Source organism: Paenibacillus antarcticus (genome assembly GCF_001637225.1).
GTDB lineage: Bacteria > Bacillota > Bacilli > Paenibacillales > Paenibacillaceae > Paenibacillus_AQ > Paenibacillus_AQ antarcticus.
In genome coordinates this window covers 118,658-143,052 of the sequence record NZ_LVJI01000054.1, presented here as the reverse complement: position 1 = coordinate 143,052, position 24,395 = coordinate 118,658, and the positions used below count along the sequence as shown (strand labels likewise).

21 protein-coding genes are annotated in these 24,395 nt (G+C 39.4%); 3 read left to right on the top strand and 18 right to left on the bottom strand.

All coding sequences use genetic code 11. The annotated features are described in order from the left end of the window. Nucleotides 1-121: 121 nt before the first annotated feature. The 13 genes from PBAT_RS23485 to PBAT_RS23420 form a co-directional block, all read right to left on the bottom strand. The gene (locus PBAT_RS23485) at nt 122-1,504 is read right to left on the bottom strand and encodes a sensor histidine kinase (RefSeq protein WP_068653083.1); all 1,383 of its coding nucleotides are present in this window, start codon (nt 1,502-1,504) and stop codon (nt 122-124) included. After that, complete coding sequence (locus tag PBAT_RS23480; RefSeq protein ID WP_068653082.1) at nt 1,501-2,178, bottom strand: response regulator transcription factor; 678 nt, start codon at nt 2,176-2,178, stop codon at nt 1,501-1,503. Before PBAT_RS23480 ends, PBAT_RS23485 begins: the two co-directional genes overlap by 4 nt. Nucleotides 2,179-2,193: 15 nt before the next feature. Continuing rightward, a complete protein-coding gene (locus tag PBAT_RS23475; protein ID WP_211267847.1) occupies nt 2,194-2,940 on the bottom strand; it encodes a M15 family metallopeptidase in 747 nt (248 codons plus the stop codon). Next, a complete protein-coding gene (locus PBAT_RS23470; RefSeq protein WP_068653081.1) occupies nt 2,941-4,512 on the bottom strand; it encodes an ABC-F family ATP-binding cassette domain-containing protein in 1,572 nt (523 codons plus the stop codon). It abuts the gene before it with no gap. A gap of 198 nt (nt 4,513-4,710) precedes the next feature. Then, nucleotides 4,711-5,892, bottom strand: a complete 1,182-nt coding sequence (deoB, locus tag PBAT_RS23465) for a phosphopentomutase (RefSeq protein ID WP_068653080.1) — start codon at nt 5,890-5,892, stop codon at nt 4,711-4,713. A gap of 39 nt (nt 5,893-5,931) precedes the next feature. Next, a complete protein-coding gene (locus PBAT_RS23460; RefSeq protein WP_068653079.1) occupies nt 5,932-7,119 on the bottom strand; it encodes a NupC/NupG family nucleoside CNT transporter in 1,188 nt (395 codons plus the stop codon). A 115-nt stretch (nt 7,120-7,234) separates the two neighbouring features. Continuing rightward, nucleotides 7,235-7,900: a deoxyribose-phosphate aldolase gene (gene deoC, locus PBAT_RS23455; RefSeq protein ID WP_068653277.1), complete on the bottom strand. Its 666-nt coding sequence runs from the start codon at nt 7,898-7,900 to the stop codon at nt 7,235-7,237. A 244-nt stretch (nt 7,901-8,144) separates the two neighbouring features. Continuing rightward, the gene (locus PBAT_RS23450; RefSeq protein ID WP_068653078.1) at nt 8,145-9,080 is read right to left on the bottom strand and encodes a sugar-binding transcriptional regulator; all 936 of its coding nucleotides are present in this window, start codon (nt 9,078-9,080) and stop codon (nt 8,145-8,147) included. A 117-nt stretch (nt 9,081-9,197) separates the two neighbouring features. Continuing rightward, nucleotides 9,198-9,476 carry a hypothetical protein gene (locus tag PBAT_RS23445; protein WP_068653077.1) on the bottom strand — a complete coding sequence of 93 codons (279 nt, stop codon included), beginning with the start codon at nt 9,474-9,476 and terminating at the stop codon, nt 9,198-9,200. Between the two features lie 214 nt (nt 9,477-9,690). Further along, complete coding sequence (locus tag PBAT_RS23440) at nt 9,691-10,059, bottom strand: hypothetical protein (RefSeq protein WP_068653076.1); 369 nt, start codon at nt 10,057-10,059, stop codon at nt 9,691-9,693. A 136-nt stretch (nt 10,060-10,195) separates the two neighbouring features. After that, nucleotides 10,196-13,486, bottom strand: coding sequence for an endonuclease (locus tag PBAT_RS23435; protein ID WP_420848825.1), 3,291 nt, complete (start codon nt 13,484-13,486; stop codon nt 10,196-10,198). Between the two features lie 564 nt (nt 13,487-14,050). Beyond that, nucleotides 14,051-15,130: an LLM class flavin-dependent oxidoreductase gene (locus PBAT_RS23425; RefSeq protein WP_068653073.1), complete on the bottom strand. Its 1,080-nt coding sequence runs from the start codon at nt 15,128-15,130 to the stop codon at nt 14,051-14,053. A 62-nt stretch (nt 15,131-15,192) separates the two neighbouring features. Continuing rightward, complete coding sequence (locus PBAT_RS23420; protein ID WP_068653072.1) at nt 15,193-15,762, bottom strand: GNAT family N-acetyltransferase; 570 nt, start codon at nt 15,760-15,762, stop codon at nt 15,193-15,195. A gap of 267 nt (nt 15,763-16,029) precedes the next feature. On the opposite strand from PBAT_RS23420, the gene PBAT_RS23415 reads away from it, so the two are divergent. Continuing rightward, complete coding sequence (locus PBAT_RS23415; RefSeq protein WP_068653071.1) at nt 16,030-16,476, top strand: PNPOx family protein; 447 nt, start codon at nt 16,030-16,032, stop codon at nt 16,474-16,476. A 47-nt stretch (nt 16,477-16,523) separates the two neighbouring features. Beyond that, nucleotides 16,524-16,739 carry a hypothetical protein gene (locus PBAT_RS23410; protein ID WP_068653070.1) on the top strand — a complete coding sequence of 72 codons (216 nt, stop codon included), beginning with the start codon at nt 16,524-16,526 and terminating at the stop codon, nt 16,737-16,739. 65 nt (nt 16,740-16,804) lie between these two features. Here the strand turns inward: PBAT_RS23410 and PBAT_RS23405 are convergent, their stop codons facing one another. From PBAT_RS23405 to PBAT_RS23390, 4 genes are all read right to left on the bottom strand, one after another. Next, the gene (locus PBAT_RS23405; RefSeq protein WP_068653276.1) at nt 16,805-17,935 is read right to left on the bottom strand and encodes a rhamnogalacturonan acetylesterase; all 1,131 of its coding nucleotides are present in this window, start codon (nt 17,933-17,935) and stop codon (nt 16,805-16,807) included. Nucleotides 17,936-18,408: 473 nt separating this feature from the next. Continuing rightward, nucleotides 18,409-19,851, bottom strand: a complete 1,443-nt coding sequence (locus PBAT_RS23400; protein ID WP_068653275.1) for a DHA2 family efflux MFS transporter permease subunit — start codon at nt 19,849-19,851, stop codon at nt 18,409-18,411. Nucleotides 19,852-19,895: 44 nt separating this feature from the next. Then, nucleotides 19,896-20,465 carry a TetR/AcrR family transcriptional regulator gene (locus tag PBAT_RS23395; RefSeq protein ID WP_246168228.1) on the bottom strand — a complete coding sequence of 190 codons (570 nt, stop codon included), beginning with the start codon at nt 20,463-20,465 and terminating at the stop codon, nt 19,896-19,898. 289 nt (nt 20,466-20,754) lie between these two features. Next, complete coding sequence (locus PBAT_RS23390) at nt 20,755-22,908, bottom strand: alpha-galactosidase (RefSeq protein WP_068653069.1); 2,154 nt, start codon at nt 22,906-22,908, stop codon at nt 20,755-20,757. A gap of 180 nt (nt 22,909-23,088) precedes the next feature. On the opposite strand from PBAT_RS23390, the gene PBAT_RS23385 reads away from it, so the two are divergent. Beyond that, entirely contained in the window at nt 23,089-23,922 is an 834-nt protein-coding gene (locus PBAT_RS23385) for an AraC family transcriptional regulator (protein ID WP_068653068.1), read from the top strand. Here the strand turns inward: PBAT_RS23385 and PBAT_RS23380 are convergent. Beyond that, nucleotides 23,911-24,384, bottom strand: coding sequence for a DinB family protein (locus tag PBAT_RS23380; RefSeq protein ID WP_246168226.1), 474 nt, complete (start codon nt 24,382-24,384; stop codon nt 23,911-23,913). The two genes, PBAT_RS23385 and PBAT_RS23380, sit on opposite strands and share 12 nt — an antisense overlap. Nucleotides 24,385-24,395 lie beyond the last annotated feature (11 nt).

Sequence of the window (24,395 nt, the reverse complement as noted above, 5' to 3'; positions counted from 1 at the left end):
GTCGGCGAAAATGAACGGAGTATGAATAACAAATTACAAAAAAATAAGCCTTATTCATTTAGAAGTATCCCTCACGCATGTTCCTGCATGTCCATGAGGGATAAGTCTAATCGAAAAAAGCTTAATGTTTAGATAATGGGAGTGCAACTGTAAATGTCGTTCCTTCTCCAATTGTACTTGAGACTGCAATGCTACCTTTATGGGAATGAATAATCTTCTGCGCAATCGCAAGTCCCAGACCCGTACTATGCGTTTCTTTTGTCCTCGCTCGATCTACTTTATAGAATCGATCAAATATCATAGGGAGTTCTTCCACATGAATTCCTTCACCCGTATCGGATACGGTGATTACACATTGATCCAATTCAATATTCGCAGAAATAGCAACTGTGCCACCTTCAGGCGTATATTTGATCGCATTGGATATGAGATTCATCCACACTTGATATAACATATCTGCATCTCCTTTGATGCTAATATCAGGTAAGCTTAATCGGAGAGCCAATTGTTTCTCTGTCAATCTCCACTCCATAATTTGAACCACTTGTCTTATTTGAGCGCGTAAATTGAACGATTTCACTTGTAGTGCATTCTCGTCATAATCTAGAGAAGACAAGGTAAGTAATTGTTTACTAAGTAAAGATAGACGGCGACACTCTTCTTCAATAATAGAAAGATAATGATTCTGCTGATCTTCAGGTAACGTAGTATCCTTAAGTGTATTCGCAAATCCCTGTATAGAGGTTAGAGGAGATTCGATTTCATGCGATACGTTAGCGACAAATTCCTGCCTCGCGCGGTTCGTCCGTTCAAGTTCCTGACTCATCGTCATGAAATGGGAAGCCAATTGCCCAATTTCATCACGCCTTGATGTATTCAACTCAATATCATATCTCCCCTTAACAATCCTCTTGGTAGCCGTTGTTAGTCGGGAAATGGGTCTCACAATATGGAGAGCGGAGATCACAACGAAACCTAGACAGAATAATAACGTGAATCCAATCAACATGGCAATGAAAATCCGTAGCTCGCCAAATTGTACTTCTACATCAGGACGAATGAACAAGGCATACCGCTCCCCATTCATTTCAAGGGGCACACCTATACTATTTCGTAACTGATTATCAAAGAAGCCTGTAATAAATGCTTCGTTCGGAAAATCACCAACACCATGGTATATCTGTCCATCTATTACTTTTTGAAATATGCCCTCTTTTAAATTCAGTTTACTAAAAGGTCTTCCGAAGAATCGTTCATCACCTTGATCATTACTCAAGTAAATTTTGTATCCCACAACAGCTATGCTTTGTAAATAGTCATCAATTGATTCAGGGTGAGATTCGCTAAATTGTTTCAGTTGAAGAGCCATTTGTGTTAATTTCGCATCATTTAAAGGCTTAAGCTTCGTATGATAATGCACATTAGACACTAGAAATCCTAGCACACTGCTTACAAGTATCACTGAACAAAAGATGAGGCACATTCTTACATACAATGACTTCATGAGGTGATGACCTCCACCTTGTATCCAATTCCTCGTACCGTTCGAATGATAAAATCATCCTGGTATTCTAGAAATCGTTCACGTAATCGTTTGATATGTACATCTACTGTTCGTTCGTCTCCTTCATAGTCCGTTCCCCATACCAATTCAATTAATTCACTCCGAGAGAATAGTCTGCCCGGGTATTGCGCTAACTGTGACAATAACTCAAATTCCTTCACCGGCAACAGTAACATTTGTTGACCATCCGTAATCTCGTAATTCTTTCGATCGATTATTAGACGATTCAAGCGAATCTTATCATCAGAGGCTACGGAATATCGCCGAAATAACGCTGTAATTCGGAACAATAATTCCTCTGGCTCGAATGGTTTTGTGACATAATCATCCGTACCTCGCAGATAACCTTGTTCCTTGTCACTTAACTGCTGACGTGCCGTCAGTAATATAATTGGAATGTCATAGGACTCACGAATATATTGGCATAGTTCCAGACCATCCATATGTGGCATCATCACATCCACAATAGCCAAATCAACGGTTGTTTCCTTTAGCTTATGGATTGCATCTTCTCCGTCTGTTGCCTCAATTACGCCATACCCTTGTCTTGTCAGAACATGTTTCAATAACGTACGAATATTCGGGTCATCGTCTGCTACTAATAACTTTCTCATGATTCACTCTCCTAGTCACTCCACATCAAAATTGAAATACTGCTTCGGAAAAGGCTCATTTATTAATGTATAATGCCACCATTCCTTGCTATATGGTTTGAAGCCATACTTCACCATAGCGTTCTTCAGTACATTTCGGTTACCGGTCTGTTGTTTGTTAATAAGCTTCGTACCGTGATTCGAAATATCTCCAAAGAAGTCAAAAGGACTTCCCATATCGACGACCTTACCCGTTGATTTGTGCACAAGAGATAGGTCAATCGTGCTGCCTCTTGTATGGCCTGATTTACTAGAGATGAACCCAAGTTTGAACAAGTTACGCTTATCCAGTAACGGATAGAATTCAATCTTCATCTTGGTATCCTTAGCATCCTTTGACCATCTAACGAAATCATTGACTCCTTTTTGCGGACGGTAAGCATCATATATGAGTAGCAGATACCCTTTCTTCTCCAACTCATCACTAACCTTCTTCAATGCAGTAACCCCCTTTAGCGACATAATCGCTAAAGGGGCCTTATAACCATCAATGTGTTGTCCTACAAAATTATATTCTCCATAATACCTTATATCCAAGTGTACCGAAGGAATCATATCATCTATATAGACGAATCCCTTGGGTAAGTTATTTTTCTTCACAATCATGTCCTGTGTTACATTAAGTGACTCGGCACTTACAGGTTGTCCAAAGGTTGAAGTTATAATCATACTCACGAACAAGGCACTTAACGTTATTACCATTCCCCGTCTAGAGGGTTTCATCTATACATTCTCCTCACTTATTCCTAAGATAGGATCGAAGGTGAGCATCTTAGTCGCTATTTTATCAATAAAGAATCGATCATGGCTTACAGTAATTACAGCGCCAGGGAAATGAATAAGTGCCTGCTCCATCACTTGTATACTTGTCAGATCAAGGTGATTGGTCGGTTCATCTAAAATGATTACTGTAGCTCCTGAGAGTAAACATTTGGCTAGTGCTACTCGGGCCTGCTGCCCACCCGATAACGAACCAATCACTTTACTAAGATCATTCTCCGAGAACTGAAGCATAGAAAGGAATTTATTCACTTTTTTTCGAGTAGCATTTAAACCAAGCCCTGAAATATTTACAGCATGGCTAACGGTATCCTTCCGATCAAGCTCGTCCCACATGCGGTTGAAATACGCATAGCTAACACCCTTCTCCCAAATCACTTCACCAGATTCCGGTTGTTCTTGTCCCGTAATGACCTTAATCAGGGTAGATTTCCCACTGCCATTAGGACCTACAATTGCCAATCGATCTTCCTTCTGAATGTCGAAGCTGATGTTCTGGAATATCGAACGTCCGTCATACGTCTGACCGATGCCTTTTACTTCGCATAACTTGTCTGGGCATCGTAAATTCTCATAAATATCAGTGATGAGCACATTCACCGGATGAGGATCAACCCGCTTCTTCATATCAGCAAGCTTTCGTGAGAGCCGATCTTTAGACGTTTTTTTCTGCGAGCGGGTATCGATGGATTCAGACTCCATGATGAGAAGTTCTTCCTCCCATTCGAACTGTCGATCCAGTACTTTCTTACGCATCTTCTTCTTCCGTATGTAATCCGTATAATTACCTTCGTATTCCTGAAAATGATAATTCTCAATTTCTATCGTCCGCGTAACTACGCGATCGATAAATTGACGATCATGGGACACCAAGATCATCGCGCCATTGAAGCGGTGTAACCACTGCTCAAGCCATACAATACCTTCGATATCCAAAAAGTTAGTTGGTTCATCGAGTAATACGACATCCGGCATTTCAATGAGCATTTTGGCTAGAGCCGCTCGGTTTCTCCATCCACCAGATAATTCATCAACGGGCTGATGGCGCGATCTATCATTGAACCCTAACTTCGTTAGCACGGTATCAATTTCGACAGATACATTCCAACCGTCTAAATGCTCCATTTGTTCAAAAAGCTCAGCTTGGCGTTCTAATAATCGATCCATCTGGGTATCATCCGTCACAACACCTAGATTTTCACCTATCTCAGATAGTTCCTTTTCAATAAGAGCCACCTGTTCGAAGCATAATTCTAACTCCTGCTGAACAGATAGGCCTCCACTCAATTCAGAGAATTGTGAGAAATAACTGATCTTTACTTGAGGGTCTACTTCCACCTTGCCAGCAGTAGGATCTTCTTTACCCATAATCAATTTAAATACCGTTGATTTACCAGCACCATTTCGTCCGATAAGACCGATACGTTCCCCTTTGCTTACTCGAAAATATATATCTCTAAAAATCAACGTATCTTCATATTTCTTCGTAACATTCTCTAAGCGAATAACACTCATGTCTAATTACCTCTCTAGTCTTTTATATATTAAGAATAATGTTGTTAGCTACTACTCATGCGTGATTATAACACTATATCGCTTTAGCTTACATACTACGCTGATAATAGTCTTACAATATGAATAAGACCAAGTGAAGATTATCACTTGGTCTTAGGAAGGGCTAGTTAGTCATTATTTATTGTCTATTCTCAACCCTTATTTCAAATCAGTTAGAAAACTCTTGCCATGTTCTGGCATCGTAACTTTGAAATTCTCAGCAATGGTTGCGCCAATGTCTGCAAAAGTCTCTCGTATAGGGAGTGCTTGACCGTCTTCTTTAAATCTTGGTGAATACATTAATAACGGCACATATTCACGAGTATGATCCGTTCCACGATACGTCGGATCATTCCCATGATCTGCCGTGATGATTAGAAGATCATCTTCTGTCATCTTGGCGAATACCTCTGGTAAGCGGGTATCATAATCCTCTAACGCTTGTCCATACCCCTGCGGATCACGACGATGCCCATATAACGCATCAAAGTCGACTAGGTTTAAGAAGCTGAATCCATGGAAAGATTCATCGAATGTCGCAATGAATTTATCCATGCCGTCCGAATTAGACACCGTACGAACGACTTGGGTTACGCCTTCCCCATCAAATATATCTGAAATCTTCCCAATCGCAATGACATCATGTCCTGCATCCTTCAATGCATTCATGACGGTGGGACTAAATGGTTTCAGCGCATAGTCATGACGATTGGAAGTTCGTGTGAACGCCCCTATCTCACCTGTAAAGGGTCTCGCAATAATTCTGCCTAACATATAAGGATCATCTAATGTGATCTTTCTGCAAAATTCACAAATTTCATATAATTCCTTCAACGGCACAATGTCCTCATGTGCAGCGATTTGAAGCACGGAATCCGCAGAAGTATACACGATCAGAGCACCTGTCTTCACATGTTCTTCTCCAAGTTCTTCAATAATTTCCGTTCCGCTCGCTGGCTTATTTCCAATCACTTTACGACCTGTTTTCTCTTCAATTCGAGAAATCAGTTCATCAGGGAAACCATGCTCAAAGACGCGGAATGGCGTATCAATACGTAGTCCCATCATCTCCCAATGTCCAGTCATCGTATCTTTACCACTAGATGCTTCTTGCATCTTTGTGTAATAAGCGAGTGGGTGATCAGCAATCGTTATGCCCTTGATCTCCTCAATATTAGACAACCCAAGCTTTGCCATGTTCGGCATGTCCAGACCGTCACATTCACGGGCAATATGTCCTAAAGTATTAACATCAAAATCACCAAATTGAGCTGCATCAGGTGCTTCTCCAATTCCGACCGAGTCCATTACAATTAGGTGAATTCGTTTAAAGGCATTCATTATAAATCCCTTCCTTTCGTAGGAGAGTCTTTTTTAAATCTATTTGATAAAAATTCCTGCTATGGTTGCAGAAAGCATACTAACTAAGGTTGCCCCATACAGTAATTTCAGACCAAACCTAGCGACAACGTTCCCTTGCTTCTCATGCAAACCTTTTACTGCACCGGAGATAATACCGATGGACGAGAAATTCGCAAACGAAACAAGAAATACAGATATAATCCCAACTGTGCGTGATGATAGATCCGAGTACTTACCAAGCTCTAACATAGCAACGAACTCATTGGAGACCATCTTGGTAGCCATAATACTTCCTGCATCCACAGCTTCTTTCCATGGAATACCCATCATAAAAGCGAACGGTGCAAACACATAACCAAGTATTTGTTGAAATGATACTCCAAATATACCATCAAAGATCCCGTTAATCATGGCAATGATCGCTACGAAACCAATTAACATCGCCGCCACCACGATGGCAACTTTAAATCCATCCATGATATATTCCCCAAGCATCTCGAAAAATGATTGTTTCTCTTCTTCATCAACTTGTACTTCTAGAATATCTTCCTCTTTATCGACAACGTAAGGATTTATAACTGAAGTAATTATAAATCCACCGAACAAGTTAAGAACAAGTGCAGTTACGACATATCTAGGTTGTAGTACCTGCATATAGGATCCTACAATAGACATGGATACGGTAGACATGGCGGAGGCACATAAGGTGTAGAGCCGGTGTTTCGGTAACAAATTAATTTGCTTTTTAACAGATATAAACACTTCAGATTGTCCTAGAACAGCTGAAGCAACTGCATTATACGATTCCAATTTACCCATACCATTAACCTTACTTAGTACAAGACCAATATACCTTATAACGAATGGTAAGACTTTGATATACTGCAATATACCAATGAGCGCCGAGATAAATACAATTGGCAATAACACTGATAAGAAGAATGTGAATTGTCCTTCGTTAAGAATGCCACCGAATACAAAGTTAACGCCTTCCATCGCATACATCATTAATTTTTCAAATACGCCTGAAATAGCTTCAATAACAATAGATCCTACAACCGTGTTTAATAACACAGCAGCTAATATAACCTGTAAAATAACCATGACGATCAACGGTCGATAGCGGATCTTTCTTTTATCATTGCTTGCGAGGTAAGTGAGCCCAAAAACAATTAGTATACCTAGTATAGTAATTAAATATCTCATGTTGTTCTCCTAATAGTCGATTGGACTCAGATTCATCGAGTTAGTCCTTTAATCTATGTTATTCCCTTTATAACGCTTCGCTATGATGGAGTAGCGCTAATTCATCTTAATATCATTAATACGAAGAAGTGGATTGCTTACCTTCCATGATTGTAACGCCTGAACTAGCACCGATTCTTGATGCCCCTGCCGCAATCAATTTTTCCATATCTTCAAGCTTACGAACGCCCCCAGAAGCTTTAACTCCGATATGTTCACCTACCGTTTGCCGCATAAGAGCTACATCTTCAGCAGTTGCACCTCCGGTTGAGAACCCAGTGGATGTTTTAACAAAGTCAGTACCTGCCTTAACCGCAAGCTGACAAGCAACTATCTTTTCTTCGTCTGTTAAGATACAAGTTTCAATAATAACTTTCACAAGAGCTTTCCCAGCAGCTGCATCAACAACGGCTTTGATATCTTGCTCCACTATGTCATGATTCCCATCTTTCAAAGCGCCAATGTTAATGACCATATCAACCTCAGTTGCACCATTTTCAATAGCATTTCTAGCTTCAAAAGCTTTCGTTGCGCTTGTACTCGCCCCAAGAGGGAATCCAATGACCGTACATACTTTCACGTTCGTATTCGCTAGCTGTTCAGCTGCATAAGCTACCCATGTTGGATTCACACAAACGGATGCAAATTCGTATTGTTTCGCTTCCTCAGTTAATTTTGTAATTTCATTCTTTGTTGCGTCTGCACGTAAAAGCGTGTGATCGATCAATCTTGCTAAGTTAATCATTTGACATCACCTTTCTCTTATAAGAATCCTTAATTATCTGTTTACAATACCACCAATATGAACATGTGTAAACGCTAACTAGAAATTATGTTCAAGTATATTGTTGTTCTTGGTTTCTTGGACATTTCTTGGACATATAGGGATATATATAACTTACCCAGAACATATAAAAAGCCTTCGAAACCAATATCAAATTGGCATAAAAGGCTAAGCCTATGTTATTCATACTTTTCTTGGATATTTACTGTAACAACGCTTGTGCTGTAAATTGATCTGTAATTAATATATTCGCATATTTTCCAGCAAGCGCAGCTTGAATCGCTTCAATTTTACGCTGTCCTCCGGCAATAAGAATTGATTTTTCCTTTGATCTAAGTTCGGTCAGATCGATTCCTACTGTGCGATTATTGATGTCTTCACTACAAAGGACACCCTGCGCATCGAAGAACCGAGAACAAATATCTCCTGCACCAGTAAGTTTAAGTAATTGCTGCTCATCTTTATTAAAGTAACCTAATCTGAAGAGCAACGCATCATCCTTTACTGTCCCAACCGTAAAGGCAGCAATATTCGCTTGTTTACCCAATTCAATGATACGCCCTATATGTCGATCTGCCTCTACCATTTTCTTCACTTCGATACTATCGAAAATAACAGGTAACGGTAAATAGCGTGCAATGGTCTGGAATGCCTCTGCGAATAAATTTACGATTTCAGCAGCGTAAGTATTGACTTGAGAATGACTTACACCACCTTTTAGCTGAACCACTTCTACCCCTCTCAGTGGTTTCGATTGTAATTGACGAGCGACTGCATGCATGGTTGTTCCCCATGTAACACCAATAATGTCTCCATCTTGTACGACTTCATGAATAAATTCAGCCGCTTTTTTAGTGATATGTTTCTTGATTTCTTCATAATCATTGCGTGGTGAATAACATAATTGAACTGTATCTAATTGGTATTGCTTCTTCAGTTCAATCGCAAGTATATTCAAGTCTTCTCTGGGGTCAATAATATCAATTCTTACATATCCTTTTTCTTTCGCATGCTGAAGTAATCTGGATACCGTTGGTCGGGATAAACCCAATTCATCAGCAATCTGTTGTTGACTGTAATCAGATTGATAATATAACCTTGCAGCTTCAATACTCAAACGCTGTTTCTCACTGTCCATTGTTATCCAACTCACTTATTTTATTTGTCCCTCTATGTATCCTTTAATTATACATATCTAATAAGGTTATATATACAGGATACAAGCATGGTTGGAAGAACTGAACGTTATTACGGCTTATTTCAGCTCTTTAAAGGTATCGATAAATGAACTCGGATCTTCTCTAACCGTGTAAGGGTATACGCCTTGTTTCGTGTGTAGATATAGAAATCCACCCTCGTCTCCCATTTGTCGATAAGACATATCAAATACGTCCTCTATCGCAAACTCTCGATATTTAGTCCGTACTTTATGTTCATATAAATACATGGAACGATCATTCACGACCGTTGTTTGTTCTGTGCTGGAGACTTGTCTATGAATTTTGTAATATGATTGTGTGGCGATCCAATTCATAAATGGCTCCCTTCATGATGTCCGTTATTAATTCTGTCCCTATTATACCTAGAATAGGGTATAAAGTTAAATCATCCAAAGGTCGGATGGTGAGTTATTCGCTAAGCGAACTACTAATATCATCTGTTAGATACAAAAAAGAGAGAGTCCATTTGGACTCTCTTTCCGATAATATCAGGATACAAGCAAGAATGAATACTGACTTGCTATATAATCAGTTCTGATAGATCTTCTTTACTTGGTTGGAGTATACTCCATTCTTGTACGCTTGAAAGATATACCAATATTCCTTATTAGAACTCATAGAAGAATGATCGGCAAAGACAGTGGATCCTTTAGTCAATGTTTTTTTGTAGACTTCTACTAAATCGGTTCTGTTTAATTTAATAACCTGAATGTAATCATAATCAGTCGTGGGATTTGTCCACGCCAAAGTCACAGGGTAAGTACTTGTAATTTGAAGGTTGGTGATTGGGTCCGGCGTAGCCGCCGAGGCGATCGGAATAATCGAAAACATCAGAAGGAGGCATACAACCAGGATACGGAAAACCGAATGTTTCGACCTATTTTTCAATAACAACATCTTCATTCCTCCTTGGATGGTTAACACTATAATTTCGAGTGCTCCTCCTTTCCATAATGTTGTCAGTATCGAATTGTATATCTATTACTATATTAACATATTTTTCTATTTTTTGATTAAATTTTTTTCCATTTACTTATTTCACAACATTTACTGTAATGGTGTCACTTGATGTTACTCCAGCAGCATTAATTAGCTCGCTGCGATATTCATATTTACCTAGTGTTCTGCCTGACAATTCTGTCATAGCACTCTGAGCACTAGATGCTGTCTCCAGAAGATTCTTCGAATCGATTAATACGCCATTCTCGTATAGTCGATATTGCGAACCATTCGTTCCCCACCACATATTCATCGTTACTTTATAATTTCCGTCCCCATCCCAATTATCGTGAGATAATACAGATTTAGCTGGTGTAGCTGCGGATATCGTAACAATCAGTTCACTACTCGTGGTCGTTCCGTAAGCATTTGTTAATTCAGCAATATATTTATAAGTTCCATTCGCTCTACCTTTTATTTCAGTCTTTACACTCTGAGCGGCGGGAGAAGCATCTGTTAAGTTCTGAGAGTTAATGAGAACCCCATTCTCATATAACTTGAACTCATTTCCGTTATTTCCCCACCATAGATTCATGGTTACCGTGTAACTACCATCCTTTAATCCATTGATATTTCCACTCGTATCCGATAATACTGGCTTACCTGGAATACTCGTTGCTAGTGGATTGCTAACTTTAAATGGAATACTTTTCTCAGATGAGTTGCCGGCTAGGTCAAACACATGATATTGAATGGTATGAACACCTACTCCAAGGTCAGCAGCTTTCACTACATCCCCATTATTAATTTCCTTACCATCTAACAATAACTTTTGTGTTGATACACCAGATAACGAATCCGTTGTCGCAAGTTCATATTTCAGAATATCCTCAAGTTTCACATCGGTTACCTCTTTACCATTTTGAGTGAGCCTAGCAGAAGGTGCTGTCTTGTCCAATTTCACCTGCAAAGACTGCACTTCTTCACTTAGACCTTTATCTGTGGAGGAGTAATACTTGAACGTATATTCTCCATCGGTTTGAATAGGCACTGGTCCTGTATAAAGAACCTCTGCACCACCATTTAAGGTATATTTCGTCGAGATGATATCCGTGCTACTCCCTGTTGCTACCAATGAAAGTGTTACTTCGTTGTTGTACCAACCATTTAGATTAGATACCGAGGAGATTGAAGCCGTTGTAACGGGTACGATCTGTGCAACAGAACCAGTGAAGTCGCTGCTACCTCTAGGTTTTAATTGATATACACCTTTGAAGATAGCGGATATCCCTGCCACATCAACAACTTGTCCTTCTTTATACGAGAAGTCAGTTAAATTCAAGCCAGTCCGTACGTCCACTCTTACATGAATGCTAATAGATCCATTTACCGCATCGAACTCAAAAGAACCCGTAGGCGTTGCAGCGATGACATTGCGAATCGTAACATCACGAAGTTGTACGAGTTGTCCTTGGTTCGCATCACTCGCAGTTGCTACTTGCGGAACTGGAAGCGCCGTGGTTCCAGTCTTTACAATAGCAATCGGATCAGTCAGTTCAATTTCTGTGTTATACAGAGCAAGAGGCGCAGTTATCTTTACAACATCTCCTTGATGAAATCCACTTAACGTTTGAAACACATAGATACCGGCTGTGTCATCCTGAAGATAAAATGTCTGACCACCAAAGATACCTGGATCCGTAGTCACAACACCTTCAATCGTAACCGTTGTTCCCTGTGCTTTATTACGAGCTTCCGCTATCGTAATTTTATTAGGAATCGGATTACCCTCAGCAGGTATCTCTTCTGCAGAAACGTTGGCTACCTGGACCACATTGGTGATGAGATTGTTACCATTTTGTCTCAATCTGAGATTCGCCGCACCCAAGGTACCCGGCTTAACTCTTACGTTTAGGTCTTTATAAGCACGCCCATTACCATTTGAGGTTAGGCTGTATGTGGAACTATAACCGAAAGCGGATGGCCATATACCATCATCATTTTGAATCTTAGCAATCTGTGTCCCACCACTCGTTAGATAAATCCCCGTACTAAATCCAGATACCGTTGAATTGGCTGGAAGGTTATCTACAACTACCCGTATTTTGAAATCTTGGGCATTTGGAAGTTGAGCCTGATGAACAAAGCTGTATGTCAGAGCAGCACTAGCTGTTGAACTTCCATAGGATCCAGGTTTAAACGTCGAACTATCCCACCATTTATATCCAGCAGCAGGTGCTGACCATGGTTCTGATTGAGGTTCTGTTGAAGTCTCTGGTGCTTCAATAGGTAGCAACGCAGTCGTCTGATCCAATTGTAAATTACTTACCTGATTCAGATTCGTATAACTCTCTTTCTTGGATAACCAGTTAACCATGTTAACCAATAAGACGCCATCATTTTGCTCTTTAAATCCATCATAAGTTGTTTTCTTCGTGCCTGTTTCTTCACGGAGGTATTTAGGCGTTGCATCCTCAACAGGTGAAGAATCACCAATGAATGCAGCTTTTCCAGCACCTACTTTAGATACTGCCACATAAGGTCCTTCAGCAATTCCGCCACCATTATATACTCCTTGATCTACAGCATTTGGCCAAGCTGCGTTTGTAGTTGGGAGAAATACAATCCCTTTTGCCTTGGTAGGGTCCATAATCGCAAGTGTTGAGCCAGCGTGCATAGCAACGGTAGATACACCTGCTGTAATACCAAATGATTGGTCAGGTGCAACGATATTATTCGCTGTGATATCACCTAATGCATTATAGCGGAACCGAACACCGAACTTCGATCCAAGCCAATCTGAACTTACAACACCCTGCATAGCAGCGGAATTTCGCTCATCTACACTCATCCCTTTGGCCGGATCTGCCCAAGCCCCACGACGATAACCATTCATCGCCTCTGATCCGTCCCAACGGTTCTTGTTACGATCTGCATTATAGTGATCTCCTATGAAGAAGATACTGTTACCCGCTTGTACATATTGTTCCATAGCTACTTGTTCACTTTGTTTAAACGGAATATTGGCTTCTGCAATGACGAATACATCATAGTCTTTTAAGTCATTGTAGGTAATTGGCGTAGTTTTACGGAGTTCTTTCACATCATAACCATTATTAGCTAGTGCATTTCCGAAATCTGAAAAAGCACCATCAATAACCCAATCGGCCGCACCTGCGGTCTGTCCGTGTGTGTTATCAAAGAGAACCTTTTTTCCTGCATTTTCATTAACGACTTTCGCTTGGATGTAAGGTGCCGTGTCTGTTGGTCCCTCTGCGAACACAGATGAGGAACCATTATTGAATCCCACTTGAAGTGATAACGCCAAAGACATTGCAATTGCTGACTTCACAAATCGAGCTTGGAATCTAGTAAACTTTCTCATCATATTCCTCCCATGAATAAAGACTAGTAATTCTAATTCAACTTCAGTCTATCATGCGATTATTTACAAAAGTATGTTTATTTGTAAAATAAATGGTAAATATATTAAATTAAAAACTCAGTATTTTTACAATTTAGACTCAAGGAACAAACAAATTTATATGATTTTAATGAAATTATCATAATGTATTAACAAAATTAATATATTCTATTAATAACGCATCCAATCATTAGAGGAGGAACAAATGATGATTAATGATAACAATAGGTGTTTGTGGATGACCCAATTTCTTAGTAGCCCAGATCAAGATAAACAAAAAAGTATTGCTGACGTTATACAATGTAATGATATTAAAATAATGGATAGCATTCGTTTTCACCTAGGTATGAGGAATCAACTCCATTTACTTAGGAGTGGAACCAGCTGAATACTATCCTTACTAATCCAACTGCTAACCACATATTTACTCCATCGCACAATTACAAATAGACACATACCAGAAGATCTGGTATGTGTCTATTTATGTGCGTCTATTTTTTAGCAAAGGTAATCATACTACAAATATTAGACTCCCCTGCTTAATAAATTAACATGGAGGATCTTCGGCTTACTTTCCCATAATGAACTTGGAATTTCCTTGCGCAACACCGGCATAACATCATTGACGAATCGATGTAACTGTTCATGTTGCTCAGCTTCGTTCAATCCATCTACACTAATACAAAGAACTTGATTACCATATGCTCTGTGATAATTCAGAATTTTCTCAATGACTTGCTCCGCATTACCTACTAATATGGGTCCATTCTCAATATTGTCCTCTAGATCTTTAAAGGGAGATTGATTATGCTGTGCTGCATCTGTTGCATGAAACGCATTATAATAGGGGCGGAAACGCTTTATAGCCTCTTCTGGTGTGTTCGCAAGATATAGACTACTTGCACCTGAGCCAACAATCGCATTCTTGGGATCGTGACCGTAATAAGATAAGCGTTCCCGATAATGATCAATCAATGCTTTATATTTCGCTTGTGGATGAAAGGAATTAGAAGAAAATATCGGCTCGCCGTATTTCGCAGCTAATTCCGTGGAAAGTGTACTTGATGCGCTACCATGCCAGATCGGGATTGGTTGTTGAAACGGTCTCGGTTGTGTCGTAACATTATCAAGTGGTGTACGATATTTCCCCTTCCAGGTCACATTCTCCTCATTCCATAACCGTTTGAGCAATGCATATCGCTCAGCTAGAGAATCCCATTGCTCATCCTCTGAAATACCGAATAGAGGATAGTGCCGTGGATCATTTCCTTTGCCAATGATCATCTCTAGACGTCCCTCGCTGAGATGATCCAGTGTAGCATAATCTTCAGCTACGCGTACTGGATCAAGAACGCTAAGTACTGTGACCGTTGTTAACAATCGAATTCGTGAGGTTCGAGCAGCAATTGCGCTTAAGATAACCGGCGGAGAAGATGAAAGAAATGGCGTTCCATGTCGCTCACCTACACCATAAGCTTCAAACCCAAGCTCTTCAGCAAGAACAGCTTGTGCAATGATATTCTGGAATTTCTGCTGAGTCGTTAATGTCTCCCCAGTAATGGCATTGGGAACATTCATCAATAAGCTGAACAACACGAATTTCATCAGATAAAACCCCTTTTCTCTAATTACGCGAAAAGCACAAGGTTACGCTATGAATGCCTGGTTCATTGACTTACGGTATGGTTATCTCTTTCTTCATTATCTATTTGTTGTTCATGCTCTTGAAGATAAATTTCAAAAGCAGCAGGATTAACTACTTTTCTTAGAAGATGCATAACTCCATCCCCTTTTTCCGAATCGAAAGCTTTAATACGTGCATAGCCTTTTCGTTCATACATAGGAAGAAGCCACGGATGTTTCTCTGCAGTAGCAAGCGTTAATGCTGGTGCTCCTAACTTATCTCGGATAATAGTTTCCTCAACCCAAGTAAGTAGTTTTCCTCCAATACCTGTACCTTGGCATGCCGGGTCTACCGCAAACCACATAACGAATGGCAAATCAGTAATGAACTTAATCTCATTACCCTTGTTTAGAGTAACTGTAGCTTTAATTTCTCCATCCACCTCAAGGACATAACACTCATTCTTAATAATATTGTTCTCGATCAATGCATAGTCTGCATGTGCAGCTGGCCATTTAAGATCTAATTCACGAATGGTAACGTATGCCTCATACGTAACATAAACAAGTCTTTCAACATCCTCAATCGTTGCTAGTCTATATACTTCACTCATATATTTCAACTCATTTCATTAAGATATGTTAATAATATACAATTCGCATCGAATTAATGTGAATTGAACTGTATTTACTTTAACATCTTCTGTTACAACAAGCTAATTGATTATATCTATCCCTCTATACATATATCAAATATGAAATTATGTTCTACGACACATTTAGTGGAATTAATTCCTTTATTATAGTAGATAAACAACACCCTTTCAGGTTATGATTATGCTTTAAGATGATGAACTAACATGACTAAAAGGGTGAACCTAATGTTGAATCAACTCTCCTTACCATTATTCGAGTTCTTTAATGGGAAAAATGTATCAGACAAACAGCATGAAGCATTGTTTCTACTATCGGTAGACGAAGAGCAATGGCCGCATGTAGCTATGATCAGTGTTGGTGAAATTGTAGCGATGAATGAAGCCGAACTTAGACTCAGCTTATGGAGAAATAGCGTAACCACAACGAATATCATAAGGACGGGTCAAGCCACAATCGTTGTAATTCTAGGAGGTATAGCTTATTACATCAAGCTCTCCGTACAAGAACAGTCTATCTTAGATGAAAGACAAAGATTTGTCGCTACAATAGCTTCTATTCGCGAAGATGTGGCGAAGTATGCGGATATTATTTCTGGTGTACGTATACAACTCAAAGAACCTCAACCCGTAATACAGCACTGGAAAGAAACGATAGAAGATATGCTTAAGTAATACAAAGACAAGCGCCGTAAGGTAGATTAAATCGAGGTGGTGAAGAAATGCCTTATTCTATTTTATACATAATCATTATTAGTATTGCGTTAATTGGTGGGATTGGTACATTTATGATCGGATATTCAAAAGAAAACAGAAAGAAAAATCCTGAATATGACCGAAGAATAAAACGTAATTTGGGTAAACTCTCTTTATTTTATATCGTCGCGTTGGTGGTTGGAGTTGGAGGTTTAGCAATATATCTTTCTGGTAGAATATAGGTTTTACATAAAAAAGGGAGTGCCCCAACGACCATTGAAATAATGGCTTGGGGTACTCCTTTTGATTAAAAACCATCTAACCCTTGATTTCTCAAATCCTCGATTAGTATTCTAGCCAGTTCCTTTGCACCTTCACGTGTAGGATGTAATCCATCAGCTAGAAAAAGAGTCCGTGTTGCTTCAGGTCCTATGGAGGTGTAATATGCAGAACTTAGAACATTTAAGTCAACGAGAAGGGTATCTTCCTCTTGTGCCAAATCTAAGATAGTTCCTCGATAGAACTTATTTTCTGCCGAATGAATTTCATATTCATTAAAATCTGTTGCTAACCCTTGCGGCGTAGATAGAATAACCGTCGCACCCGTGGCCTTCACTTTTTGAATCATATCACGCATATTGAATTTGAATTCTTCTTCAGTAATTGTGCTCTTAGGATGGGTATCATTAATACCTAATTGTAGTATGAAGTAATCCCCAGGTTTAATATATTTCACTATAGCTTCTAGCTGTCCATCATTACGGAAACCTCTTGACGCTTGACCACCTGTAGCCATGTTTCTAATCTGAAATGTATCTTTTTTAATGTATCGGAACATCATTTGTCCCCATCCACCACGCGTACTAGTCATTAATGGGTAATAGTTACTCACTGTTGAATCTCCGCCGATATAGATAGTTCTATTCGTAACTGGATTATCTGACAATTGTTTAATCTCTAAAGAGCTTAATGTGAAGACGCTTCCAACCTCACCTGCTGTGACTAGGATATTTAATTGACCATCCGTAATTGGGATTTGAAATTTATCTGTTGAGTTATTCCCCGTCATCGTCATGATTTGATAAACCTCTTCCGCAGCTACACTTGCTTTTACAGTATCTCCTAAAGTAACAGTAACTTCATATAATCCATTTGGAAGATCCATGTTAAAAGTATTTGTACTCTTCGTACCTGAAGTAAGAAATTGGACCGCATCACTGTTAACACCTTTACCTGACGATTTCACATTCTTTATCTTACTTGGTGTATTAAACCCATAGCCTTTTTTCTTCGTGTACCCTTCTGCTGCGCTAACTCCAATGTAACCCGGCGCAACACTGCCGTTCCCGAAATCGAATTTATATGAACTTGCTGTTGCAGCTACCGACCCGTTTATAACTGATCCGAATAATGACGTTGTCAATACTATCGCACTCATGAGTGTGATTAACTTCCCTTTTTTCACTAATAGTCCCCCTTTTGAATGACGACTTTTGTCGTATATACCTTGGTTGATGTCGTTATATAGTAAATATTTCATATGCCATAAGCGTATCATACTATATCATATTTTAAAAATATTTATGACATACGTAGGTCAATCGCGATGAATCCATCCTTATGTAATGTTGCCTTTTCTTTCAGAATCCGTTAGGGTTTATCCTTTTTCTAAATAGATACATGAAGAAGATTGCATTAAGAAATGTAACTAGAAACGTATTTTTATATTACTGTTATGAATTTTTCATATGATGAAATTTTATTATCATGCTTTGTTTAGCCTCAAACTATCCGTTGTTCCTTATAGTGTAAGAAAGAAGATGTGCTCCAATATTTTTGACTAATTCTATCGGAACGAACACAAAAAGACCCGCGCAAGTTACACGCGAGCCTTCTGAATTAATCAAATACTTATTTCTGGTGTTGAACAATCACTCGTTTGATAAAGAAAGAAATAATAAGTCCAACAATACCAATCGTCATTGCGAAGAGGAATGCCCCTTGTACACCTTGCGTAAATGCTGGAAGCATATGAGATGGATCCTCAGGATTCATGATACCACTCATATAACTCTTCTGCCCTGCTGCCATAATACTAACAGCAAGAGCTGTACCGATGGCACCTGCTACCTGTTGTAATGTATTCATGATCGCCGTACCATCTGGGTAGAGTTCACGAGGAAGTTGGTTAATCCCGTTCGTCTGTGCTGGCATGAACACCATAGACACCCCAATCATCAATGTGCTGTGTAGCACGATAATGAATGCAATCGTAGAAGTTGCTGAAATACTTGAAAAGAACCATAGTGTAACACTAATAATGGCAAGACCCGGAATCACAAGCCACTTCGGTCCATATTTATCGAATAAACGGCCCATAATAGGCGACATAATACCATTGATAATACCACCAGGAAGAAGAATTAGACCGGCTTTGAATGCCGTATAACCTTGACCTTGTATCAAATACATCGGAAGGATCAACATGGAAGATAAGATGACCATCATACATAGGAATACCATAAGTACACCCATAGAGAACATTGGGAATCTAAATGCACGAAGGTTAATCATCGGTTGCTTCATATACATTTGTCGAACTCCAAATAGCGCAAGAGACACGACACCAATAATGATGGCAATTATAACTTTAGGGCTACTCCATCCTTCAGCTTCACCCGCACTACTAAAACCAAATACAATTCCACCAAACCCGGCTGATGACAGAAGAATTGATAATGCATCAATTCTGGGCTTCGTAATCTTCGTAACATTCTGCATAAATAGAATTCCAACCACCAAAGAGATAATTAGGAATGGCAACGCCAACCAGAATATCCAATGCCAGCTTAAATTTTCAATAAGAAGTCCTGCAATTGTTGGTCCAATGGCTGGTGCAACCATAATCACTAGACCAATCATCCCCATTGCAGCACCACGTTTCTCTGCAGGGAAAATAATCAATATCGTATTAAACATAAGTGGAAGTAATAATCCCGTACCTACCGCTTGAACAACTCTAGCCGTAAGTAACATTTCAAAAGATGGAGCTAATGCTGCTATTATTGTACCCAAAATGGAAAAGAAGAGTGATGTAACAAATAGTTGTCTTGTTGTAAACCACTGAAGTAACACACCTGATACTGGAACAAGTATTCCTAGTGTGAGTAGATATCCTGTCGTTAACCATTGTGCTGTTGCTGGTGTAATACTGAGAATTTGCATTAAGTCACTAAGCGCTACATTTAAGGCTGTTTCACTGAACATCCCAATAAAACCACTTAACAATAATGCAATAAGTATTGGTAGTGCCTTAATTTTCTTTGTGTCTATTTGTGTTGTTTCTTGTTGCATGGTTGCTTCCAAACAGTCCATCCTCCTATAATATCTATCTCTATTTAGTTCATTATTTTTGATACGTACTTCGATGCGCTCATGAGTGGTTGCTCATTTCGATTGGTAAGGGTAAGGATAAGTGCTCCTTCAAGAAGGGATAATACCATGGAAGCCACCTCGACGGACTTAGCTTCTCCCATTCCCTCCTTCTGAAGATTTAAGGCTATAAGATCCTGCCAGTCTTTAAATAAAGCTTGTGAATCTGTTCTCAGTTTCATGCTTATACATGATGTTTCTACAGCTGCCCAAAAGCTAAACGGCATAAATCCTTCGAACTGTGACTCTACAGCCTCTTCACCCACACTCTGAATGAAGGCCTGTATCGCTTCGATTGCATTACTGGCATTTGCAAAGCACTGATTCAACTTTTCTAATACCACAACTCGCGTATGCTCAATACATTCCGAAGCAAGCTCCTCTTTCCCTTCAGGGAAATAGTAATATAGTGATCCTTTGGGACAATCGCTTTCCTTGATAATCTGATTCAATCCCGTAGCGTGATAACCTTGTGTGAAAAAAAGCCTTGAAGCAGTGTCCACAATCATATCACGTGAATTCGACTTCTTGGTCACGGTTCTTCTCCTTTCTTTATAACGATTGGTCTATATAATATAATCATAGATTATTTACTAGAGTCAATCGTTTTTTATTTAAAATTCAAGATTTCGAACATGTAATAATTACCTACACTAGAGTCATTACATTAGAAATAAGAATCGCATGACAATAAAAATGACTTGTAAGAAGATCACTTTGTTTCAAAGTGGCCAACTTACAAGTCCGAAATCACAGCACTGATGAGTTCTTATTACGCACGGTTAAGTGGATACACAGAATGGGTTGGGTTGATTAACCTGTTTATCAAACTTTAGCTTTCAAGTGAAAACATTTGCTCACGAAATCCCCATGTAAAGGTGGGATATGCAACCCGCTATGCATCAATCGATCTCCCCCATAAATTATGTCTTCCTCATCGATTGTGTAATCAAGCTCAGGATCAAGTCCTTTTAATTTCAATTTCTTCAATGGAGCATTCGGCTCAGCCAATACTTGGAAATAGTATACCAATGCTTGCGCTTTGTCCTCCGACACGAACATCCATGCGGTCTCATTCCCTTCAAACGGACTTCTCAAGCGGTATAAATCGCCTTGTTGTACGAGTGAACGAATTTCCTTATAATGTGCAACTTGTTGCTTAGCGATCACTTTCTCATCATCCGAGAACGTGGTTAGATCCATTTCGTATCCGAAGTTACCAGACATGGCTACATCCCCACGTGTAACCAGAGATGTAGTTCGCCCCATCTGATGATTAGGTACAGCCGATACATGTGCACCTATCGTACTTACGGGATAGACCATGCTTGTTCCGAATTGGATTTTCAATCGCTCAATGGCATCTGTATTATCACTCGTCCACGTCTGAGGCATGTAATACAGCATACCAGGGTCGAAGCGTCCCCCACCACTCGCACAACTTTCAAATAAAATATGGGGAAATTGATGCGTCAATTTCTCAAGTAAGTCATACAAACCCAACATATAACGATGAGCTGTTTCCTTTTGTCTCACAGCAGATCTAGTAGCCGACCCAATCTCCGTCATGTTACGATTCATATCCCATTTCACATAGGAGATCGGTACGCTTGTAAATATCTTGCTTAGAGATTCTAATAAGTAATCGCATACCTCTTGTCTAGATAAATCTAAAATTAACTGTGTTCGTCCTTCTGTACGTCGTCTTCCTTCTACATGAATACACCAGTCTGGGTGTTGACGATAAAGATCACTGTCTGGAGATACCATCTCTGGTTCGAACCAGAGCCCGAACAACAGACCTAATGAGTTCACTCTTTCTGCCAAATTCGTAAGTCCTTCTGGTAGTTTAGTGCGGTCTACAATCCAATCTCCAAGGGAAGTGGTGTCATCGTTTCTTTTGCCAAACCAACCATCATCTAGTACAAATAACTCTATACCTAGCTCTGCCCCCGATTTCGCAATCGATTCAATCTTCTCAGCGTTGAAATCGAAATAGGTCGCTTCCCAATTGTTCACTAGAATTGGTCTTTCCTGATCTCTATGAATCCCTCGACAAAGACGTGTCCGATATAGCCGATGATACGTTCTCGACATACCTCCTAATCCTTCAGTAGAGTAGACCATAATCGCCTCTGGCGTCTGAAAGGATTCACCCGGTTCAAGTAACCACCCGAAATCAAATGGGTTAATCCCGATAGACACTCGAGTAGAATGTAAATAATCAACTTCTGTTTCGGCTACAAAGCTGCCACTGTAAACCAAGCTGAAACCAAACACTTCTCCCTGATCTTCATCCGTATTTGGACGGGCTAATGCCATAAATGGATTGAACTGAGCGCTACTTGCACCTCTACGACTTTCGATCGTGGTTAGTCCCGCTTCAAGGACTCTTCTCTTCACTTGCGCCTCTCTCGCCCAACCACCTGCCAAATAGATCATTTCGTAATCACTATCGATAAAATCAACACTTGCGCTTAAGGCTCTTTCTAGCGAAACGGATTGGCTCCCACAATTCAGGAATTGTACCGATCGACTTATGGCATTATGATCTTCAAATACAGTGTAACTCAAAGTAACACTAAGCCCTGAGTAATGATCCACTAGCTTAATTTCCAGTGTCTGCGATTCTCTTTCCGACTCAACATAAACAGCAGGCAGTCCTGGCAATTTAGGTTTCCCCTCTGTAATCTTGTGTGATTCATACACCAGTTCCGTAATCCGACTACCATCTTCAAGTCTTACTTGATAGGCTGGATTTCTGAAATCTCCTGTTCCATATTGCGGATATTCTTGCGGATAACGATCTATAGATGCGTTGTCTGGATAGTGTAGTAGACGTGTGATATTAGAAACAGATCGAAGTTTCTTTCCCCAGTACACATGAAGTGGATAACCATTGTTTAGTTGAATAATGTAACTCATATCTTTCGATTGGAGGTGGAATAACTGCTCTTGTTCTAAATATGTAATAGTCATTTAAGTACTCCCTTTTCTCTTAGTCATGTAAGCGTTGAAATAGAACCAACAATGGCTATATCATACCTCTACGTAGCAACTTCAGTAAATGGAATTAGACTATAACAATATGGCATTATGCTAGATTTTTATGTTATTATTTGAATGTCATTTGAATTGAAATAAGGGAGCATTTATATCATGATAGAATACCTTTCTAGAAACCTACATCATACCGATTTACATTTAAATCAATATGGCATGGAACAATGTTTAACCGAGCATCATCATGGACCTGCTGTAAGAGATCATTATTTAATTCATTATATTCTAGAGGGATCAGGTAGATTTGTCGTAGGCAATCAGACATATCATCTTCGTAAAGGGGAGGGATTTCTAATATGTCCTGGCGTTGTTACCTATTATGAGGCGGATAAGAATGATCCTTGGGCATACGGTTGGGTTGGATTTCATGGTCTTCAAGCAGAATTCTATTTAACTCAAGCAGGACTTGATGCGGAACACCCAACATTTAGGTATGATCGAGATGATGAATTAGCTAATTACTTAACCATGATGACTAATACAACATCATTAAATACCGCTCGAGATATGCAATTAACGGGGTTATTATACTTAATCCTCTCTCTTCTAGTTGATAACACACAAAATGAAACACAAATAGATAACAAAGAGAACCGCAAAGAAGTCTATATTCGAAAAGTAATCGATTTCATCGAGATGAACTACTCTAGTAAATTCACCATTGCGCAGATCGCCCATTTCGTTGGACTTGATCGAAGTTATCTTTGTTCTATTTTTAAAGAATACATACACATAAGTATCCAGGAGTATCTCATTCATTATCGCATGAACAAAGCGTGTGAACTCATGCGTAATAGACAATTATCCATTGGAGATATATCGCGTTCCGTCGGATATGATGATCCATTGTTATTCTCCAAAATGTTCAAAAAAATAAAAGGATCTTCTCCGAAATCTTATCGAAATTTGATAGGAACACTATTCGAATAACGGCACCTTGGGATCTCTTACATTCTGCGTTAACATGCTATGTAATTGGCCTCGATGATGATACACATGTGCTACAATCTCCAATAACCATTCATACCTACTATAAGATACTCCCCAATAAGATGTCTTGATCTCATGTAACTCTTCATGTGTATATTCAGCGTACACTTCTTTTAAATACTGAAAATTCTCACCTAGGTGTCTGCAGATGTCGGGTAATATGATAGGTTCATTATGCTTGTAAAATTCACTCATCTCATCCATCGTAGCTTCACAAGATATCAAATAGTCTGCTCTACATATGACTGCAATATGACTAAACACTTCTAATACAGATCTTTTATTCATAATCGGGGTTATCGATAATTCTTCTTCCGTAAATTGTTCACTCATGTGAATGAGAGACTGAATTGCGATGTTAAGTTGATTAAATATAGGCGTTAAAATCATCTCTTCATACATCGTTGGCATTC

Coding starts and splice junctions, on each gene's coding strand:
- PBAT_RS23485 (WP_068653083.1), bottom strand. CDS start 1,504: ATGAAGTCATTGTATGTAAGAATGTGCCTCATCTTTTGTTCAGTGATA.
- PBAT_RS23480 (WP_068653082.1), bottom strand. CDS start 2,178: ATGAGAAAGTTATTAGTAGCAGACGATGACCCGAATATTCGTACGTTA.
- PBAT_RS23475 (WP_211267847.1), bottom strand. CDS start 2,940: ATGAAACCCTCTAGACGGGGAATGGTAATAACGTTAAGTGCCTTGTTC.
- PBAT_RS23470 (WP_068653081.1), bottom strand. CDS start 4,512: ATGAGTGTTATTCGCTTAGAGAATGTTACGAAGAAATATGAAGATACG.
- deoB (WP_068653080.1), bottom strand. CDS start 5,892: ATGAATGCCTTTAAACGAATTCACCTAATTGTAATGGACTCGGTCGGA.
- PBAT_RS23460 (WP_068653079.1), bottom strand. CDS start 7,119: ATGAGATATTTAATTACTATACTAGGTATACTAATTGTTTTTGGGCTC.
- PBAT_RS23450 (WP_068653078.1), bottom strand. CDS start 9,080: ATGGACAGTGAGAAACAGCGTTTGAGTATTGAAGCTGCAAGGTTATAT.
- PBAT_RS23445 (WP_068653077.1), bottom strand. CDS start 9,476: ATGAATTGGATCGCCACACAATCATATTACAAAATTCATAGACAAGTC.
- PBAT_RS23440 (WP_068653076.1), bottom strand. CDS start 10,059: ATGTTGTTATTGAAAAATAGGTCGAAACATTCGGTTTTCCGTATCCTG.
- PBAT_RS23435 (WP_420848825.1), bottom strand. CDS start 13,486: ATGAGAAAGTTTACTAGATTCCAAGCTCGATTTGTGAAGTCAGCAATT.
- PBAT_RS23425 (WP_068653073.1), bottom strand. CDS start 15,130: ATGAAATTCGTGTTGTTCAGCTTATTGATGAATGTTCCCAATGCCATT.
- PBAT_RS23420 (WP_068653072.1), bottom strand. CDS start 15,762: ATGAGTGAAGTATATAGACTAGCAACGATTGAGGATGTTGAAAGACTT.
- PBAT_RS23415 (WP_068653071.1), top strand. CDS start 16,030: ATGTTGAATCAACTCTCCTTACCATTATTCGAGTTCTTTAATGGGAAA.
- PBAT_RS23410 (WP_068653070.1), top strand. CDS start 16,524: ATGCCTTATTCTATTTTATACATAATCATTATTAGTATTGCGTTAATT.
- PBAT_RS23405 (WP_068653276.1), bottom strand. CDS start 17,935: ATGAGTGCGATAGTATTGACAACGTCATTATTCGGATCAGTTATAAAC.
- PBAT_RS23400 (WP_068653275.1), bottom strand. CDS start 19,851: ATGCAACAAGAAACAACACAAATAGACACAAAGAAAATTAAGGCACTA.
- PBAT_RS23390 (WP_068653069.1), bottom strand. CDS start 22,908: ATGACTATTACATATTTAGAACAAGAGCAGTTATTCCACCTCCAATCG.
- PBAT_RS23385 (WP_068653068.1), top strand. CDS start 23,089: ATGATAGAATACCTTTCTAGAAACCTACATCATACCGATTTACATTTA.
- PBAT_RS23380 (WP_246168226.1), bottom strand. CDS start 24,384: ATGTATGAAGAGATGATTTTAACGCCTATATTTAATCAACTTAACATC.